Below are 18,972 nucleotides of genomic sequence, written 5' to 3'. Positions count from 1 at the left end.
CGAGATAATAAACATCATATAATAGTAGCATCATTATTTTAAGGAGAACGGAAGATGGCAGACGTCAGATTTACGCCTGATCAGCAGAGGGCAATCGATACTATCGACAAAAGCATTCTCGTATCGGCCGCAGCTGGTTCCGGTAAGACGGCAGTGCTCGTTGAGCGCATCATCAATATCATAGTTCAGGGCAGGGCGGATGTTGACCGCATGCTTGTCGTGACATTTACCAATGCTGCAGCATCTGAGATGAGGCTAAAACTGACCAAAGCGATTAACAAGGAGATCAAGGCATCTAAGGCTTCTGAACCAGAGAGAGCGGAGAAGCTCAGGCAGCAGCTAGGTAAGATGTATAGGTCATACATATCGACGGTACATAGCTTTTGTAACCGCGTTATCAAGGAATTTTTCTATCTGACTGATCTCGAGCCGAACTTCAAGATATGTGATAGTCTCAAGGCTGAAATCATGAAGATGGAAGCTATCGAAGAGGTGTTTGAACAAGGATTTGGAGAGGATAATTTTATAGAAGGGGGCTCATTTCGTGAGTTTTTAGACCGCTACAGTAAGGAACGAGATGATAAAGCGCTAATGCAGGAGCTCGTCAAAGCATACGCAGATCTTCGGAGTATGCCAGATTATTTTGAATGGTCTGAGCGCATGGCTGAGAAGCTTCGTATACCGGATAGCGGTGACTACCGAGATAGCGATTTATATAGAGAGCTTTTGGAAGAGGCAAGGCGGATTGTGGATGAGACCCTTCGAGAATCACTTGGGCTGCAGGAATATCTGATTACACTTAATTTACCCAATACGGCAGCTAAGCTTGACTCTGAGATAGGTGTATTTCAAACTCTGGCGGATGCTATTAAGTCTGTTTGTGACAGAGGAGAGCTTGCTAGAGGAGCTGAAGATGTCGTTTCTCAGGTATTTCAAAATTCTATATTCGGTACATTTACCGGTGGAAAAGGTGAAAGAGAGGCTTACAAGGCGGTATCTGCTGATTGCAAGGCTCGCAGAGATACATATAAGAACAACTTCCAGAACTTCTTTAAGGAATACAATTTTGCAGAGCTCAAGATTTTATTCGAGGAGCAGGCGGAAACGCACAAGTATACGATGTATTATTTGGCCCTACTCAAGGAATTTGAGAGCATTTATAGTGCGAAGAAGCGGGAGCAAGGTGTTATTGACTACGGTGACATGGAGCATATAACTGCAGGTATTCTCAAAAATGAAGAGGCAAGGAAGGTGCTCCGTGAACGGTTCGAATTTGTATTCGTTGATGAATATCAGGATGTGAATACCCTTCAGGAGTATCTAATCGGCAGCGTGGCACGCGAAGATAATGTGTTTAAGGTAGGTGACGTCAAACAGAGCATCTACAAGTTCAGACAGGCTGAGCCTCATATATTTGAGGAGACATCTAGGGCATATAAAGACGAGAACAATGAGCATGCGATTCAGATAAATCTCAACAAGAACTTCCGCAGTAACGGAGCTACGATTGACTACATCAACTATGTATTTCAAGATTTGATGGATGGCTATGACGATGATGAGAAGCTATATCAAGGACTTACGGGGCATCCTGAATATAACCTTAAGCCAGAGGTGCACCTGCTTCTAACTGAAATGGATGATTCAAGCGAAGGGGAAAGCTCAGATACAAGTTATAAACCTCGAGGCTCTCAGATCGTTGATATAGAAGGACCTTCATCTGGTGAACGAGATGAGTCTGAAGAAGAAATTAAGTCCCTCTCCAAAGCTGAGATTGAAGCGATTCATGTTGCGGATATTGTCAGCGGTATCATCGGTACGGAATTCTACGATGGCAAGAGCGGAAAGGTTAGAAAAGCAACTCCTAGAGATATATCCATATTGCTTCGTTCTACTAAGAATAAATCAGACATGTATTATAAGTCGCTGATGAGCAAGAGCATCTCGTCCCATATCTCTGATGATGGTGGCTATTTTGATACGGTTGAAGTAGCTGTTGCTATGGCGATCCTTAAAATTGTTGATAACATGCATCAGGATATACCGCTCATATCCGTGCTCAGGTCAGAGGTGTTCGGGTTTACTCCAGAGCAGCTTGCTGAGATAAGAGCCTTTGCAAGGGAGATGCAGATATCGGAAGCGAAGGATAGAGAAGGGAAGGTGCAGTACAAAAGTCAATCATACTGCGATGCATTGCTTTTATACAGTGCAAATGGCAGTGACGATGGTTTAAAGTCTCGTGTAAATGAGGCGCTCACGACCATCGAGAAATGGCGTGCGCACAGCAAGATGATGCAGCTCGATGATTACATTTGGTATCTACTAGAAGATTCCAATTATTACATGTACGCAGGTGCTATGTATGGCGGCAGACAGAGACAGGCAAACCTAAGGGCGTTAGTAGAGAGGGCTGGAGCCTTTAGGATGTCTAGTATCGCCTCACTCAGCAGCTACATAAGCTATCTTGAGGTATTAAGGACCAAGAACGTAGATATGGGACAGCCATCAATGGTCAGCGAGGAAGATGATGTTGTCAGGATAATGACCATCCATAAGAGTAAGGGACTCGAGTTTCCGTTCGTAATCGTAGCGGGCATGGGAAATCAGCTCAATTATTCGTCTGGCATCAAAGGCTTCCAATTCGACAACGAGCTTGGAATCGCCTTGGCGTACGTCAACCCAGACGAGCATTACTGGCGTAGAACGCTGATGCAGAAGAAGATAACAGCCAAGATTCGTGAGGATGAGTATCAGGAGCAGCTTAGAGTCTTGTACGTTGCGATGACACGTGCTCGGGAAAAGCTATATCTTATCGGCTGTGAGAAGACAGATGAGTTTGTGCTTGATGATATTCGTTCTAGAACTAGTTATTTTAAGATCATGGGAAAGTTGTGCGACTCTGGGCACTATAACGAGTATACATCTACTGATATGCATGAAGTTAAGATGCCGTCGCTTCCACGAGGGGCAAATAATTTCTTGACCACTGATAAGATTCCGATGGATATCGAGCTAAGTGAAGAATATGAAGAGGTTAAGAGGCGTCTCGACTATGAGTATGCATATAAGGATGATCTTAATACCAAGGCGAAATACTCCGTTAGTGAGCTTAACAAGGAAGCAATAGAGGAGTCAGTTTACAGAGGCAAAATCGAAGATAGAAATACAAGAATTGAGAGGCTAGCTAGCGCCGATGCAGCAAGTATAGGAACTGCTTATCACAGAATTATGGAGTTTGTGGATTTCAAGAAGGCAGTAAACGAAGCTGGTGAGTGCGATAAGTCTTATATAGCCGAAAGAGCTGAGAATCTTCGTGTCAATGGAGCCATTTCTGAGGCTGTATTCAAAGCTCTTGATCTTCGCAAAATATACGCGTTCTTTGAGACTGAAATAGGAGTGCGGGCTTGTGCAGCAGCTAGAGAGGGCTTGCTATCTAAGGAAAAACCTTTTACATTAAGGGTAGAACGAAGTGGTAAAAGTGTACTGGTTCAGGGTATCATCGATTGCTACTTTAGTGATGGAGATGGACTGGTTCTGGTTGACTACAAGAGTAACAGACTTAGCTACAAGGATAGAGAAGCTGACATTGAGCGCATAAAGGAAGAGTATCGGGAGCAGATAAGTCTCTACAAGCGTGCTCTCGAGGAAGGTACGGGACTAAGTGTTAAGGAAGCATATCTGTATCTGCTAGATAAATCAATTACTATATCGATGTTATAACAAAGGGCGAATTCTGCAGAGAATTCTACATAGAAGAGAGGTAAAAAATGTTCAGAAACCTTAGAAATGAGAAAAAAGCTATTTCAGAAGAGGCTGCAAAGAAGCTGCTAAAAGAAGCACCAAGAGGAGTCTTAGCAGTGAATGGCGACGATGATTATCCGTATGCAGTGCCAGTTAACTATCTGTACGATGAACACAAAGGTCGTATCTACTTCCATAGCCTGCGTGGAGGATACAAGGTAGAGTGTATGGAGAGATGTGACAGGGTATGCTTTACCGTATATGGAAATGAACAGATCAAGGAAGAGGCGTGGGCCCCGTTTGTACAGAGTGTGGTTGTGTTCGGAAAGTGCCATCCAATTGAAGATAGAGAAGAGATGTTCGAAGTGCTGAAAAACTTCGCTCTAAAATACTATCCAAGCGAGGACCTCGTGCACCGCGAGATAAAAGCAACTGGTCATGCCGTACAGATGTACGAGATTGAGATTGAGCATATGACTGGTAAAGAAGTGCAAGAGAAATAAAGCTTGTATACATAAAAAACCATTTAATGGATAATAAATACCATTAATACTATTGAACCGATAATATTATGATGATAAAATGACACACGTCAGTTAGTTAAAGTGAACTAACCAGCGTGTGTTTTTATATTAAGCAAGCAAAGGGGAGATGGGAATATTTCTCAGCTGCAGCTTACGTATAGTAGGAAAGGAAAAAATATATGGAGTATGTCAAGAAGAGAAGTATATTGTTCGTAGCAATTCTTGTGCTCAGCATGGTTCTTGGAAGCATCAACATAGTTTCAGCAGCAAGCAGAACACAGGATGTGTACAAGTCTTACGATGTGTCTATAAAGTCTGGAAGCAGTGCATATGGGTATACTGACGGAAATAAGTGGAGTGCAGTATATGAGAAGGTTCTAGGAACTAATGGCACAACGCTTACACCGATATGGTATTCGGCTGATGGTTCTAACTATTACCCAGTAGAGGTATCCAGAGTTTATCAGTCCGGTGGATATGTATACACGTTCAAGGCCAATGGAGCAGTTCTATACACGGGTCAAAATGCAGTTATGAATCCTGCAATTATCGCAAAGCTCTATGATAAAAAACTTACTAAGACTATATACAGCGGAACAGAAACTGTTTCAAATCAGACATTTAACGGACCTGTTGAGGTAGAAGCTGGAGCAAATATCACTTTTGATAATGTAAAGTTCAACAATGGCCTCACTACCTATGGAGTATCTAATGTTTCGAACAGTTCGTTTACTGATAGCACGGCTGTCAATAGAGGTAGTGGTAAGACTTATATAGCAGATACATATTTCGGCCACACCGCTAGTTCATCGAGCTTATATGGTCAGACTTCATCCGTAGTTGGAGTAAAGCTGAAGAGCAATCGCCTAACAGACGCTGTAAAGGGAAAGGCTTATGCTGAACTTCTTTCGTTCCCTGATTTTTCATACACGTATTATCCAAACTCATACAGTGCAAGAGTAACTGCCAAGATGCACTATGACACAGTTAGTATCGTTGGTGCACTTCCAAGTGGACTTACAGCAAGCGCTGCAAACTACGATGCTACGGCTGAGAAGACAGATGTTAATATAACCGGGACACCTACGGCAGAGGGAATAGATCAGCTATTCGATATTAATTTTACAGAAGGCGTTTCAAAATTAAATATCACGATTCCAATGTTAATTAATGTTAATGCATATAGCGTTGAGTACAATGTTATTGGAGACACCCCAAGTGGATACACGGCTCCAAGCACTGTAACTGGTGTAGGGTACGGCGAGACAGTTACACTTGCGGCTGCACCAAATAGCATTTCTGGACAGAAGAATGGCGTTAACGGCAAATGGAAATTTTCCGGATGGTCGACAGACAGAAACAATATAAGCACTACAAAGGCCACTACGGTAAATGTAACTCAGAACACTGTAGTATATGGGCAGTGGATATTTAAAGCAGATAACACTTCTTCTACTACTGTTACACCTGCTTCAGGAAACTCTAGCAGAAACAGTGCTCCTGCAGCTAATACCGTAAGTAAGCATAAGGTCCATAGGGCTGGACCAAAGACTGGTGATAGCAACGATATCGGTGGATACTTGCTAGTGCTCGGAGTGGCTTCGGCAATATTGGCAGTCGTTTCAAAGCGCAAGGCTAACTAGTTAAGGTAGCTGTCCGTATAGCGATATGCGATTATAAAAATTTAAGAAAGCCTAAAGTAATAAGTTATAAATATGCTAGACGAGAAAATCGAGATTTGTTCAGGAATTGAAAAATCTTGGCTTTCTCGTTTTGTTTTGGAGCGTTGTTATGTATAATTTATTTATCTAGGTTACTATAAGTAGTAATTGCAAGAAAATCGATACTAAAAGGCAAGATGTAGGAGCATATGATGATAGAGATTAAAGACATCGGGAAATTCGAATCCATACCGCAGATTGCAAGTGACATAGTAAATGGTGATGTAAATGCCTTAGAAGAGCAGCTATCTAAAGGATGGGATATCAATGAAGAGATAGTGCTTAGCAAGTACACGAGGCTTTTGCCACTTAACCTAGCTCTTATGATGAATAAATCCAAATCTATCGAGTGGTTAGCTGAACACGGAGCAAATCTAAACGATGAAGATAATCCAAGCTTTCTTACTGCAGTTAGATACTCTAATGAGGAAACCATAAGATATCTGGTTTCTAAAGGCGCCGATGTCAATTCTGTTAACTCGGTAGAGACTGAAGCATTTGAACAAGCTATCTTTGGAGAGAGGCTAGATAACCTAGCTCTGATCGATGAACTCGGTCATACAGTTAAGAAGCATGGCGGAGCAGCTTTTAGAAATTGCCTCGATAAGAGAAATTACGATGTTGTTGATTTCTTTATAAAAAAAGGCGTCGATATAAACTATAACGAGGCTGATTCTATTTATCCGTTTAATCCGACACCACTCTGTGTAGCAGCGAGATACGTTGACCTTGAGATGTGCAAATACCTCGTGGAACACGGTGCGGATGTGACTATTACAGAGAAAGATGGCATGAGACCGTACAGCATCGCGCTTGAGAAGGGTGATGACGAGATGGCGGAGTATTTTAAGGGGCTGGAACCAACTGAGTTTCATAGTCTTCACAACAAGCTGGACGAACTGAAAGCGTACAAGCTTCCTAAGGCGATGATTGATTTGCTGCAAAGTGATAATCTGCACTTTGAACTTCCAAATTGTGATTTCGGTTACATCGACTTTTTTGAGCTTACCGAAACGGTTCCTATGAAGCTCGGCAGGCGAAAAGTGCTTAGGATATCTAGGTCAACTGGAGATTATAGCGATATATACGTAGTCTGGAATCCTAAAACCAAGAAGGTTGCCGTTTACGATGTTGAACACGAGGAACTGAAGGATCTATGTGGATGCAAGGATTTTATAGATGATATGGCAGGGCATCTGCAGAGAGTTCTGGAAGGAGAGCTATAAGGATGAATATAGTTGATAAGTCTAAGGAAATCGTAAAGTACATATGTGAGAACTTCGAAGAATGGGATTTAGATGACCCAGTCGAAGAAGAGTACATCGATGATTACGAAGATTTGGCAGGAGCGAAGGAAGAAGAAATTAAGGCACTTGAAGATACTTTCGATATTGAGCTGCCAAAGGCTTTTAAGGAGCTTTATAGATATAAGAATGGTAGTGGATATATGTGTGCATTACCATGTGTGGTAGGTGAGCGCGATATGACGTTTTGTCTAATGAGCCTTGATCGGATAACGAGTAGTAAGGGGTACTTTCAAAACAAGGATGCGCTTCTTGCAGACTATCCTGATTTCTTCTCGGCTCAAGATATTGAGCGCCTTAGTGATAGCAGAATTAAGCCGTATCTGTTCAACAAGAGATGGTTCCCGTTCGCAGAGTATTGTGACAGCTGTTACCTGATGCTTGACATGAATCCAGGAGATGATGGAAAAGTAGGCCAGATAATTTGCTATATTCACGATCCTGACGAGGTTGTATATGTATCGGAAAGTCTAGAGAAACTCGTTTCTGAGGTCTATGATGAGATATGCTCATAGGAGCATAAAACAAATTTGCAATTGCATAAAAGACAAAGAAAAAACAATTTCTTTGTCTTTTTTTTAATGCAATTTGACGGATGAAGTAGTATAATTCATGTATTAAATTTTATACAATTTTAAGCTATCTTAAAAGCTAGGAGGACTTATGAAAGCTTCAATTCGTTATGGCAGGAGTGCAGCACTCGTATTAGCATTCTTGTTATCATTAATGATGATGATGCCACCTAACATGGCATATGCTGCTACTAAGTACACTGCAACAGGAAGTGAGACTGCAGCTCAGCTAACGGCTATCATCGACGGTACAACCACAGATGCTGCAGGTAATAAGTATGATGTAGTTGAATTTCCAGCAGGAACGTACAATTACAATATGACTGCACCGATTCATATCAGAAGAGCTGTAACAATCAAGGCGGATGCAGGTGCAAACGTAACGCTAACTGGTGGAGATTTTAGAGGATATGCTAACTCCAATACAACGTTTACTGGAGCAGGCTCTTTCCTTCTCAAGAATCCAAATACTTACGGTATCTGGTCTAACGACCCATCTGTAAAGTTCAATTTTGACCACACAAACTTTACTATCGATGGTGCTCCAGGATTCGGATTCTATGCTCTATTAGGTGGAAACACTACTAACATTAAGGGCGGAACATTTGTCGTTAAGAACTGTGCAAATACAGGAAACGAAGGTGGAATCGAAGTTGACGGAGCTACCTTCAACGTGTCGGATGGCGCACAGATGACAATTGAAAACAACGGAAATGGTACCTTTGGAGACCTATACATGAACGGCAAGATGAATGTAAGCGGCGCAAACACAAAGGTTACAATCAACGAGACAAGAGCAACAGCTAGAGGATACGGAATGGTAATTCCAACATCTGGACACCTCAACATAGACGGAGCTACTTTTGAAATCAATACAACAACTGCAGGTAGAGGTCTTAACGCAGGAAATAACGCAGCTGATACAGTTAATATAGAGAACGGCGGAAAACTGCTCATCAAGGCTAATGGCGGACTTGCAAATAGCGGTATTCGAAGAGCGAAGGTTACGTTAAATGACACAAGTGTTCTCAAAGTCGAGGGCTATAAGTATGCGCTAGACGGAAGTGTTCTCGTAACTAAAGGTAAGCCACATGTAACGCTTAACGGAACAACAGAGGATAATGGGTCAACACCTGTATTTACAGGAGGAACAAACGGATCAATTATCATGGGTGGATCGGTGCTCGAAGACTACACTGATCACGTTGTAGATGGTGCTCTTACAGCAACAGCTGGAGGAAGCCAGGTAGCTACACAGCCTGTAAATACAGCTGGCGAGGCGCTCACGCGTTTTGATATCAGGGGGCTATCTAATAAGACTATAAACATTGCAGCAGATCCAGACAACGCAGCACATCCTGCATACACATATAGCGTGGGTGCAAATCATGGTGGAACGGCTTACGTATGGGCTCCTGCAGTAAATGTAAAGTTCTGGGAGACAAAGGAAGCGTTCGATAACAATGATGCTGCTAAGCTCATCAAGACTCTGACAACTATCCGTGGCAATAATCTCAAACTGGTTGGGGCAACTATGCCTGAAGCGCCAGCTGCACCAGCAGGAAAGGTGTTCTCACACTGGGTAAATGCAGATACAGGCGAGGTTTTCGATGTGAACACATCTCTCACCAAGAGCATGACAAACGTATACCCAGTTTATAAGGTGCCAACAGTTAAGAAGGTAGTTAAGGTTCACAAGAAAGGACCTAAGACAGGCGATACAGAGAATGTTATGCTCTATGTAAGCATGCTAGCTGGAGCAATTGTTACACTTTCTGTAATAGTAAGATTGAGACGTAAAGCGTAATTCACTAACCAGATTGCTTTGGTGATAAGTGTAAGAAGTTCTCTTGTTACGGGAGCGAGAATAAAACTATATAAATACATAACAGTTGACTAATATGAATAAATTAAAGGCAAATGCAGATTTCTGTGTTTGCCTTTTTTCATTTCATAAACATTTCATAAATGTTCGGTAATATTTCTTGTATGAAGCAAGGGCTTCGAAAAAACTATAAGGAGGATGGCTACAAGTGGTAAAAAATGCAATCGCCTATGTCGCTAGGCGCAGATGCAGAACTTTTATAATCTTCATCATTTTGACCTTGGTCCTCGCATGTATACATGTGTGTTTAAATATAATTATATCTAGTGATAACGTTGAAAAGTCTCTCTACAAGGTTTCAAATTCATCGTTATCAATAGTCAAGAAAGGGGACCAAGGGACGTTTGAAATCAAGAACTTCGCAGGCTTAAAAAAAGTGAATGGTGTCAGCGAAGTTATTCCTAGGTATGAAGGCGTAGCGACGCTCGTAGGTAGTAAAGTTGTCAACGGAAACCAAACGGTTATACGAGATGATGTACCGAGCGAGTTTAGAAATGCGGTATCAGTACAGGCAGCTACTCGGACGGAACGCGAGGTACTTTTTAGCAGTGGAGTTTTCAATCTTGAGGAAGGAAGGCACATCACTAGGGGTGACAAAGGCAAGGTGCTTTTGCATAGAAAGTTTGCCGAGCACAACAAGCTGAAGCTGCACGACAAGCTTAGCCTGAAATTTTTGAAATCAGACGGGAATGCAGCGTCCGGAGAGGATACAGAGATACTCGAAATAGTCGGAATATTCTCCGGTAAGATGCAAGAGCAACACACGGGTATGCCATCTGATCTCAGTGAAAACACCATGTTTACTGACTATGATTCAAGTCAGAAGGGACTTGGATATACGGGTGATAGTAGAGTGGCTAGTTCAATAACAGTTACGACGAATAGTCCAGAGAATTTAGATACTGCAGAGAAAAATATAAGGAAATTAAATTTAGATTGGTCGAAGTTCGATACAACTAAGAATAATGGAGCGTTCAAAGAGGCTTCCGAGTCACTGTCAGGAGTTAAAAACATCATGAGAATCATGACACTGTCAATTCTAGGAGGCGGGACAATAGTACTCTCGCTCATACTGGTGCTCTGGCTCAGGGAGAGAGTTTATGAGATTGGAATTCTCTTGTCTATCGGGGTAAACAAACTGGCGATAGTCGGACAGTTCATTCTTGAACTCATATTTGTATCGATTCCAGCTATGATATCGGCACTAATAGTCGGAAATGTTGCATATTCGTTTATCGTTGATGGATTTGCAAGTAGTGATGAATCGGGAGCGCTTGCGAGAGATCTAAGCGAAGGTGGAATAGGTGCTAGTTTCACGACTTTTGCGATGAGCTACGCTCTGTTACTAATGATAATATTCGTTTCTGTTGTTATAACATCTGGAGCAATTTTAATACGTAGTCCAAAGGAAATACTATCCAAGATTAGTTAGGAGAAGGCATGAAAGTAATAGAAATTAAAAACGTATCATACAGTTACCATGGCTCGAGAGACAAGGTGCTATCATCGATTAATTGCAGCTTTGAAGCGGGCAAATTCTACGCTATAACTGGCAAATCAGGCGCCGGCAAGTCGACGCTTCTATCTCTACTAGCGGGGCTTGATGTACCTAGTTCAGGAGAGATTTGCTTTAATGGCAAGAACATAGCACTACACGGATACAGCAATCACCGTAGGGACAACATATCCTTGGTGTTTCAGAACTACAACCTGATCGATTATCTGACACCTATTGAAAATGTTAGGCTCGTAAACAGAACCGCTTCTGACGAACTGCTTCTTAAACTTGGCCTTAACAGCAGTGAGATTAAGCGAAATGTCATGAAGCTTTCAGGTGGACAGCAGCAGAGAGTTGCTATAGCAAGGGCTCTAGCTTCGGAGGCACCAGTTATTCTCGCAGATGAACCGACTGGAAATCTCGATGATTCAACTGCTGGCGAAATTATCGGAATCCTCAAGAAGCTGGCTCAAGAGAGGGATAAGTGTGTCATCGTAGTTACACATAGCAAAGAAGTTGCAAATGCAGCCGATGTAGTTATGGAGCTTAGTGGCAAGAAGCTCAAAGAGACGAGAAAGAATAACTAGGAGGATGACGATGATTAAAAATGCATTTGCATATGTCACAAGAAAGAGTCTAAAATCTCTGATTATATTGCTCGTCATTACTGCGATGGCTACATTGAGTATGGTTGGACTTGCAATTAAGGACGCGACTAACAAATCGGCAGCAAAAACTTTTGGTGACATAACGAATAGCTTCACCATGGAGATAAATCGCCAGGTTAATATGGGAACTGCTAGAGGCGGCGGAAACATTCGTAACGAAGATATCAATAAAATCGTGAAATCTGGCTATGTAAACGGATACATCAAGAGAATCGGAGCAGTAGCTGATCTCGTTGGATACGAGATAATCAGAACTGATGCGACAAATCAGAATGAAGATGCGGAGCGCATAGAGAAGTTTAAGAGCACTGTGATGGTAACTGGTGTAAACGATTCGTCGCAGGATATGAAGTTTGTAGCTGGTACATTTAGACTTGTAGAGGGAAAGCATCTTGGGAAGAATGATAAGAATAAGGTACTTATTCACAAAGACCTTGCTGAGAAGAATAATCTCAAGGTTGGCGACAAGATTAAAATAAGGTCTAATCAGTACGACGCAGACAACGAGAAGCAGGCGGACGAGACCATAGAGGTTGAGATCAAAGGCTTATTTGATGGGCACAACCAAGGTGGCGTGAGTGCAGCGGTAGAACTCTATGAGAATAATATAATCAGCGACATCGACACAGCAGCAAAGCTGTACGGAAATACAGAGCAGACTGCAGTGTATCAGGATGCGACTTTCTTCGTAAAGGGAGACCAGAACCTCGATAAAGTTATCAAGAAAGTTGAGGGGCTCGATATAGATTGGCAGAACTACACGCTAGTGAAGAGCACATCAAACTATCCAGCGCTGCAGCAGTCAATTTCGGGAATCTATTCATCGGCAAATAAGCTATTTGTGGGAGGTATAGTGTTTGCAGGGCTTGTAGTTTCACTCCTTCTGTTCCTCTGGATGAACTCGAGAAAGAAAGAAGTTGCTGTATTGTTGGCGATCGGCCGAACTAAAAGGGAAATCGCAGGACAGTTTGCAGCAGAGCTCGCATTTATAACGATTCCTGCTTATATTATTTCGTTCTTTGCATCAGGGATGCTAGGCAAAGTTATAGGAAACAAGGTGCTTCAAAGCGTCACGGGGAATATTGCTAAGGGTATCTCCAAGGAGTCCGCTTCGGCAGGTCTCGGTGGAGGTGCAGAAGTTGACGGATTTAACAAGACTCTGACAAGTTTAGATGTTATCATTAACGGGAGAGCTGTGCTTTATGTCGTGCTCTTTATGACAGTAGTACTAGCTATATCACTACTCATTTCTACATACCACATCCTGCGCAAGAGACCGAAGGAGCTGCTTATAGACGCGAGATAGAGACTGGAGGGTCAATGAAGATTCTTATAGTTGAAGACGATCAGAATATCAGGGAGGGAGTCGCAGACTTCCTCTCTGAGTTTGGTTATAATACGATTGAAGCATCTGATGGACGAGAGGCTCTCGCAAAATTTGATGAACAAGATATCAGTCTTGTAATTCTCGACATTCAGATGCCATATATTAATGGTTTAGAAGTTCTAAAGGAGATTAGAAAACGAAGCAAATTACCTGTTCTTATGCTTACGGCATTTAGCGATGAAGAGTATAAAATTGATGCATATACGAGCTTGGCGGATGGATATCTCGAGAAACCGTTCTCCTTGCCAGTGCTCCGTGCCCGCGTTGATTCTCTAATCGAGCGTTACTACGTAGTAGCGGATAAGTTCAGTTATAATAGCGCAGAGGTGGATTTTGCAAGCTATACGGCGAAGCTTGCAGGGAAGCCTATAGATATCAATGCTAAGGAAGTAGATATATTAAAATTTCTCGTCCACAATGAAGGGCGAGCACTGACTAGAGAGCAGATTATAGACGGTGTGTGGAAGGCGACAGAGGAGCCTCCTTTTGACCGAGTGATAGATGTATACATAAAGGAGCTAAGGAGAAAGCTTGAGCTAGACTGTATAGTAACTATTAGGAACGTAGGATATAAACTGGAGAGGAAATGAAAAGACTAAAAATATTCCCTAAAATGTTCATCCAGACATTCACCATCCTCGGTGTGCTAATCGTAGTGGTGCATCTGATGGTGTTTCTGATGTTTCCTAAAATTTACCTAGAGAGCAGAAAGAGTGAAATCACATCCAAGGCCAATGCAGTATCTGCGGCGCTTACGGGCAAGGACAAGAGCTTCGCTCAGCAGTATCTGACATTCTATTCTAAGAGCAGTGAGATTAAAGCTTATGTAGTGAGTGACAGCATCAAGGAGGATGAACTTAAAGTCGGAGATGTGGCGGATGATAGCGTTGATAAGGCGAGTAGTAATAATTCGCTCATCATCGAGTCGCGTAAAATAAGGCTTGCGGATGGCAGTGAGCTTGCGGTGAATTTTGTTTCAACTGCTGATATGCGACAAGAGGCCAAGGGACTAATAATAAAATTACTTCCTATATCTTTAGCAGTTTCACTAGCGATATCAGTTTTAGTATCGCTGATATATGCAAGACTTTTGACAAGAAATGTTCAAGAAATAAAAGAAGTTACAACTCGAATGATGGAGCTTGATAGAAACGCTCTTTTGCCTGTCGAATCATCAGATGAGATAGGACAACTCAAAGCGCAAATTAATGACTTGTATGTAGCTTTGCTTGAACTGATAGATGATCTTGAGGTCAAGAATGAAGAGATTATAAAGCTTGAGAAGCTAAAATTTGACTTCTTTAGAGGTGCTTCTCACGAACTAAAAACTCCATTAGCTAGCCTCAAAATTATTCTTGAAAATATGAAATATAACATTGGCAAGTATAAGAATCGTGATAGCTATATTGACAACTGCATTGAGATAGTCAATGGGTTGGCACAGAATATATCGCAGATTCTCTCTGTTTCTTCGCTCGATCACCTTAGTGATGACGAGGAAGAAGTGGTTATAAATGAGATTTTGCAGGAGGTTCTAGATAAGTATGAACTTATGGCTGCGCAACGAAGTATCTCAATCAACAACCGTCTCGGTGATGAAAAAATTTACATAGGTAAGAGTGCTCTTAAGGTGATACTATCCAATGTAGTTGGTAATGCTGTAAAGTATTCGGATACAGGAGGTATCATAGATATCGGTTCAGATAACGGTTGGATATATATAGATAATACTTACGATGACGCAGAAAATCTCGATTGTGAAAGACTATTTGAAGTGAACTTTGACGTAGGAAAGGATAATAGCAATGGACTAGGTCTGTATATAGTAAGAAATATTCTATTAAGTTACGGGATTGAGCACAAGCTAGAACGATGTGAAAAAAGCATAAGATTTACGATTAAAATTACTTAGTAAAGATGAAATAAATATATTTAAGTAGTTTACAGAAAAAGTCAATCGTCACAATGGTGATTGACTCTTTTTTTCGTTCGAATTACACCAAAACCACACCTTCACTCTTATTGATAAAAACCTCTCAAAATAGTATAATAATATAACTTATGCCATGTAAAATGGACGATTTTAAGAGGGACGGGATACCGATATGCTAAGTTCGATTCAAAGTATAATGTCTAACTTCAGACCGGAAGACGCGCTGGATATAGCAATCGTGTCTTATATTGTTTATAAGATGATCGGTTTTATTAGAGAAACCAGGGCGATGCAGCTCATACGAGGGCTGGTAATTATCATAGTTGCGTTTTTTGTATCGGACATATTCAACCTGTATCTGCTAAATTGGCTACTCAAGAGCCTATTCACCATGGGACTCTTCGCAGTTGTCGTGTTATTTCAGCCAGAGCTGCGTAGGGCGCTCGAACAGGTGGGGCGTAAGAATCTCATGAACACGAACTCGTTCCGCAATATCGATAAGAATAAGGCTGTTGAAACGGTAGATGCCCTTGTGAGTGCAATCGATGATTTCTCAGCCACAAGGACAGGGGCATTAATCGCAATTGAGCGAGAGACGATGCTTAACGATATTATCGAAACGGGGGTTGTGGTAGATGCTGAGATTTCCGTCAGGCTTCTGGGAAATTTATTTTACGAAGGTTCCCCACTTCACGACGGTGGAGTGATTATTCGTGGTGCTAGAATCCATGCGGCATCATGCGTATTCCCGCTGACAGAGAAGAAGAACATTGGCAGAAACCTAGGAACGAGGCACAGAGCAGGTGTAGGGCTCAGCGAGGTTTGTGATGCTCTGATAATAATAGTTTCTGAAGAGACCGGAGTGGTATCGATCGCTGAAGATGGAAAGATTCGCAGATTCGTAGATCTCAAGACAATCGAGAAGATGCTTCTCAATATGTATCTGCCATCTGAAAGGGGGATGTACGGTAGGGTTGCGAAGCTAGTACGCCGAAAGGGGGGGAAGCACGATGCAAAGTAACGAAACAAGCAGCAAGAGGATCAACAAGCTCAACCTAGCGCTTTCGGTTGCAATCGCATTTGCCTCCTGGCTTTACGTAGTATATAGCATAAACCCAACAATCAGCCGTACGTATACGAATATTCCTGTGACGGTCGCAAACTCCAAGACGCTTGCCAAGAATGATTTGGCAGTAAGCAAGCTTGATACAGAGAAAATCTCAGTTACCCTTGTTGGAAGGCGCTCGGCGATTAATGAGCTGAAGAAATCCGACATCGTCGCAACCGTCAATGCATCGAATGCAGGCAAGGGAGAAAACTCGATGGCTGTGCAAGTGAGCGTGCCTGGTGCTATAGCGGTCAAATCACAGAGTGAAAGCAGCATTTCGGTCACAGTTGAAGACCTAGAGGTCAAGAAGGTAAGCACATATACGACATATAAAGACGGTCAATCTGGTGAGCCTGTAGTCAAGAAGCAGAGTAGCAAAGAAGTAGAGGTACAAGGAGCTGAGAGTCTGGTTAAGAATGTAGACTCGGTCAAGCTCGAACTCGATGCTGACAAGGTCACCGATAAAGCTAAAGAATTCAGCGCAGTCGTAACCCCCGTGGATGGAAGCGGTCACAAGATAGACTATCTGACTACTGATCCTGACAGGGTATCTGTAACTGCATATAAAGGTGAGACCAAAACTGTTAAACTCAAGGTAAAGGTTACTAATACACAAGATGGCAGTGTTTCAAGGACGTACTCCGCACCGAGCACTATAGTTATCAAAGGTAGAAGCAAGGATATCAAGAACGTAACAGAAATTACATCCAAAGAGATGGATATCAGTTCTGTAGCCGAGACAGAGGATATGGATATCGATTACGACCTACCAGAAGGTGTGAGCATAGCAAATGAATCAAGGCACGTAAAGCTCAAGGTCAAGGTGAGCACGAGCGGATCGAAGACCGTGAATGTTCCGGCTAGCTCAATCAACATAAATAATGTTGCTAGTGGTCATACAGCGAAGGCGGATAGTGGCGTTAACGTCGTCGTAACGGGCAGCAAGGACAAGATAGCGAGCATCACAGCTAGTTCATTCGTAATCAGCGCAGATGCAAGTGGTCTAGGGGCAGGTCAGCATACTGTTACAGCGTATCTAACCAATAATTCTGGACTTACGGCAGCACTTGAAAGTGCACAGATTACGATAACAGTTCAGTGACGGGGTATCTTAAACTTGCGATTTGGCATTGACTGTTTATGCAAGACGATAAAATTACAGATGGAATTTATACTTTGCAGGATATATATGAGAAGGAATTAAGGAGAATCTAATGGGCAGATTGTTTGGAACAGATGGTGTAAGAGGAGTGGCCAACACAGAACTTACAGCTTCGCTTGCATTCGATATCGGAAGAGCAGCAGCGTTTGTGCTCGGTGAGAACGATAAAAAGCCGGTTATGGTTATTGGGCGCGACACGAGAATCTCTGGGGACATGCTTGAAAATGCGCTGACGGCTGGAGTGCTTTCCGTTGGCGGAGATGTGATAAAGCTAGGAATTGTTCCTACACCAGCAGTTGCTTACCTAGTAAGGAAGTATAACGCAGATGCAGGTGTCGTTATCTCTGCATCCCATAACCCCTTTGAATACAATGGCATTAAGCTATTTAATGGTGAAGGATATAAGCTGGATGATAGTGTTGAGCAGGAGATTGAGGCAATTATACTGGGCGAGAAGGAAATCAGCACAGATGAATTCGTTGGGGCAAAGCTCGGAACCTGCCGTGAGGACGATGCCAGTGCGATCCAGCAGTACACTGACTTTCTGCTTTCGACGATAGACAAGAGGCTCGATGGCATAAAAGTAGTTCTCGACACTGCAAATGGTGCAGCATTCGAGATTGCTCATGTCGTATATGAGGCACTTGGGGCAGAAGTTACAGTGCTAAGTGATAGTCCAGATGGAGTTAACATTAATGATAACTGCGGATCCACACATCCTGAGAATCTGCAGCAGAAAGTTGTAGAGCTCGGTGCGGATGTTGGATTTGCATACGATGGAGATGCGGATAGGCTCATCGTTGTGGATGAACAGGGTCGAATAATAGACGGAGATAGAGTGCTCTGCATATGCGGAAAATATCTAAAGTCTAGAAGGCTTCTTGCAACAGACAAGATTACAGCTACTGTTATGAGTAATATCGGACTTCATAAACACCTAAAGGAATATGGAATCGGTGTCGATGTAACCAAAGTCGGCGATAGATATGTTCTAGAGTCCATGAGAGAGACAGGCTCTGTGCTAGGTGGAGAGCAGTCTGGTCACATGATATTCTTGAACTACACGACGACTGGTGATGGCGTACTATCGTCGCTGCAGTTCATGAAAGCTTATCTTGATTCTGGAAAAAAGCTCAGTGAGCTCAGAGACGAGATACAGATTTATCCACAAGCGCTAGTAAATGCTAGGGTGGACAATGCTTTCAAGGCGACGGCTCTAGAGGATGAGGAAGTTAAGAAGTTCATCTCTGATATCGAAGCGAAAATGGAGGGCACAGGTAGAGTTCTGATAAGACCTTCCGGAACCGAGCCACTGATCAGAGTCATGCTAGAAGGTGAGGACATCGATGAAATTCAGGGATATGCGAAGCAGGTGGCAGCACTTATATCTGATAAATTTGGCAAGTGATTAGTAAATAAGCTATATGGCAAAATAAACCGCCATGGCAACACATAGCGGGAATTTTAGT

The 18,972-nt window shown here is 42.4% G+C and carries 14 protein-coding genes; all 14 read left to right on the top strand.

The window, feature by feature from the left end; translation table 11 throughout:
• Positions 1 to 54 precede the first annotated feature (54 nt).
• The 14 genes from addA to glmM all read left to right on the top strand — a co-directional run bounded on the left by addA (position 55) and on the right by glmM (position 18,911).
• Entirely contained in the window at positions 55 to 3,720 is a 3,666-nt protein-coding gene (addA, locus tag Q7O90_RS06465; protein ID WP_304128730.1) for a helicase-exonuclease AddAB subunit AddA, read from the top strand.
• Positions 3,721 to 3,767: 47 nt separating this feature from the next.
• Positions 3,768 to 4,244 carry a pyridoxamine 5'-phosphate oxidase family protein gene (locus Q7O90_RS06460; protein WP_304128729.1) on the top strand — a complete coding sequence of 159 codons (477 nt, stop codon included), beginning with the start codon at positions 3,768 to 3,770 and terminating at the stop codon, positions 4,242 to 4,244.
• Between the two features lie 200 nt (positions 4,245 to 4,444).
• A complete protein-coding gene (locus Q7O90_RS06455) occupies positions 4,445 to 5,908 on the top strand; it encodes an SHIRT domain-containing protein (RefSeq protein WP_304128727.1) in 1,464 nt (487 codons plus the stop codon).
• 230 nt (positions 5,909 to 6,138) lie between these two features.
• A complete protein-coding gene (locus tag Q7O90_RS06450; protein ID WP_304128726.1) occupies positions 6,139 to 7,212 on the top strand; it encodes an ankyrin repeat domain-containing protein in 1,074 nt (357 codons plus the stop codon).
• 2 nt (positions 7,213 to 7,214) lie between these two features.
• Entirely contained in the window at positions 7,215 to 7,805 is a 591-nt protein-coding gene (locus Q7O90_RS06445; RefSeq protein ID WP_304128725.1) for an SMI1/KNR4 family protein, read from the top strand.
• Positions 7,806 to 7,953: 148 nt separating this feature from the next.
• Positions 7,954 to 9,669 (top strand): LPXTG cell wall anchor domain-containing protein, encoded by a 1,716-nt coding sequence (locus Q7O90_RS06440; RefSeq protein ID WP_304128724.1) that lies wholly within the window; start codon positions 7,954 to 7,956, stop codon positions 9,667 to 9,669.
• A gap of 226 nt (positions 9,670 to 9,895) precedes the next feature.
• A complete protein-coding gene (locus Q7O90_RS06435) occupies positions 9,896 to 11,179 on the top strand; it encodes an ABC transporter permease (RefSeq protein ID WP_304128722.1) in 1,284 nt (427 codons plus the stop codon).
• Positions 11,180 to 11,187: 8 nt separating this feature from the next.
• Complete coding sequence (locus Q7O90_RS06430; protein WP_304128720.1) at positions 11,188 to 11,832, top strand: ABC transporter ATP-binding protein; 645 nt, start codon at positions 11,188 to 11,190, stop codon at positions 11,830 to 11,832.
• Positions 11,833 to 11,842: 10 nt separating this feature from the next.
• The gene (locus tag Q7O90_RS06425; protein ID WP_304128718.1) at positions 11,843 to 13,219 is read left to right on the top strand and encodes an ABC transporter permease; all 1,377 of its coding nucleotides are present in this window, start codon (positions 11,843 to 11,845) and stop codon (positions 13,217 to 13,219) included.
• Between the two features lie 14 nt (positions 13,220 to 13,233).
• Complete coding sequence (locus Q7O90_RS06420) at positions 13,234 to 13,890, top strand: response regulator transcription factor (RefSeq protein WP_304128717.1); 657 nt, start codon at positions 13,234 to 13,236, stop codon at positions 13,888 to 13,890.
• Positions 13,887 to 15,212: a sensor histidine kinase gene (locus Q7O90_RS06415; RefSeq protein ID WP_304128716.1), complete on the top strand. Its 1,326-nt coding sequence runs from the start codon at positions 13,887 to 13,889 to the stop codon at positions 15,210 to 15,212. The genes Q7O90_RS06420 and Q7O90_RS06415 overlap by 4 nt, the downstream gene beginning before the upstream one ends.
• A 193-nt stretch (positions 15,213 to 15,405) precedes the next feature.
• On the top strand, positions 15,406 to 16,254 hold the full coding sequence (gene cdaA / locus Q7O90_RS06410) for a diadenylate cyclase CdaA (RefSeq protein ID WP_304128715.1): 849 nt from the start codon (positions 15,406 to 15,408) through the stop codon (positions 16,252 to 16,254).
• On the top strand, positions 16,244 to 17,443 hold the full coding sequence (locus Q7O90_RS06405) for a CdaR family protein (protein WP_304128714.1): 1,200 nt from the start codon (positions 16,244 to 16,246) through the stop codon (positions 17,441 to 17,443). The genes cdaA and Q7O90_RS06405 overlap by 11 nt, the downstream gene beginning before the upstream one ends.
• A gap of 112 nt (positions 17,444 to 17,555) precedes the next feature.
• On the top strand, positions 17,556 to 18,911 hold the full coding sequence (gene glmM, locus Q7O90_RS06400) for a phosphoglucosamine mutase (protein WP_304128712.1): 1,356 nt from the start codon (positions 17,556 to 17,558) through the stop codon (positions 18,909 to 18,911).
• Positions 18,912 to 18,972 lie beyond the last annotated feature (61 nt).

It is taken from the genome of Mogibacterium diversum (assembly GCF_938028775.1).
Classification (GTDB): domain Bacteria; phylum Bacillota; class Clostridia; order Peptostreptococcales; family Anaerovoracaceae; genus Mogibacterium; species Mogibacterium diversum_A.
This window is presented reverse-complemented; position numbering and strand designations above follow the sequence as displayed.

What these genes read in the sequence shown, in the direction of transcription:
- Q7O90_RS06460 (WP_304128729.1), top strand. Translation starts at nt 3,768, where the DNA reads ATGTTCAGAAACCTTAGAAATGAGAAAAAAGCTATTTCAGAAGAGGCT.
- Q7O90_RS06420 (WP_304128717.1), top strand. Translation starts at nt 13,234, where the DNA reads ATGAAGATTCTTATAGTTGAAGACGATCAGAATATCAGGGAGGGAGTC.
- Q7O90_RS06405 (WP_304128714.1), top strand. Translation starts at nt 16,244, where the DNA reads ATGCAAAGTAACGAAACAAGCAGCAAGAGGATCAACAAGCTCAACCTA.
- Q7O90_RS06455 (WP_304128727.1), top strand. Translation starts at nt 4,445, where the DNA reads ATGGAGTATGTCAAGAAGAGAAGTATATTGTTCGTAGCAATTCTTGTG.
- addA (WP_304128730.1), top strand. Translation starts at nt 55, where the DNA reads ATGGCAGACGTCAGATTTACGCCTGATCAGCAGAGGGCAATCGATACT.
- Q7O90_RS06425 (WP_304128718.1), top strand. Translation starts at nt 11,843, where the DNA reads ATGATTAAAAATGCATTTGCATATGTCACAAGAAAGAGTCTAAAATCT.
- glmM (WP_304128712.1), top strand. Translation starts at nt 17,556, where the DNA reads ATGGGCAGATTGTTTGGAACAGATGGTGTAAGAGGAGTGGCCAACACA.
- Q7O90_RS06415 (WP_304128716.1), top strand. Translation starts at nt 13,887, where the DNA reads ATGAAAAGACTAAAAATATTCCCTAAAATGTTCATCCAGACATTCACC.
- cdaA (WP_304128715.1), top strand. Translation starts at nt 15,406, where the DNA reads ATGCTAAGTTCGATTCAAAGTATAATGTCTAACTTCAGACCGGAAGAC.
- Q7O90_RS06430 (WP_304128720.1), top strand. Translation starts at nt 11,188, where the DNA reads ATGAAAGTAATAGAAATTAAAAACGTATCATACAGTTACCATGGCTCG.
- Q7O90_RS06445 (WP_304128725.1), top strand. Translation starts at nt 7,215, where the DNA reads ATGAATATAGTTGATAAGTCTAAGGAAATCGTAAAGTACATATGTGAG.
- Q7O90_RS06450 (WP_304128726.1), top strand. Translation starts at nt 6,139, where the DNA reads ATGATAGAGATTAAAGACATCGGGAAATTCGAATCCATACCGCAGATT.
- Q7O90_RS06440 (WP_304128724.1), top strand. Translation starts at nt 7,954, where the DNA reads ATGAAAGCTTCAATTCGTTATGGCAGGAGTGCAGCACTCGTATTAGCA.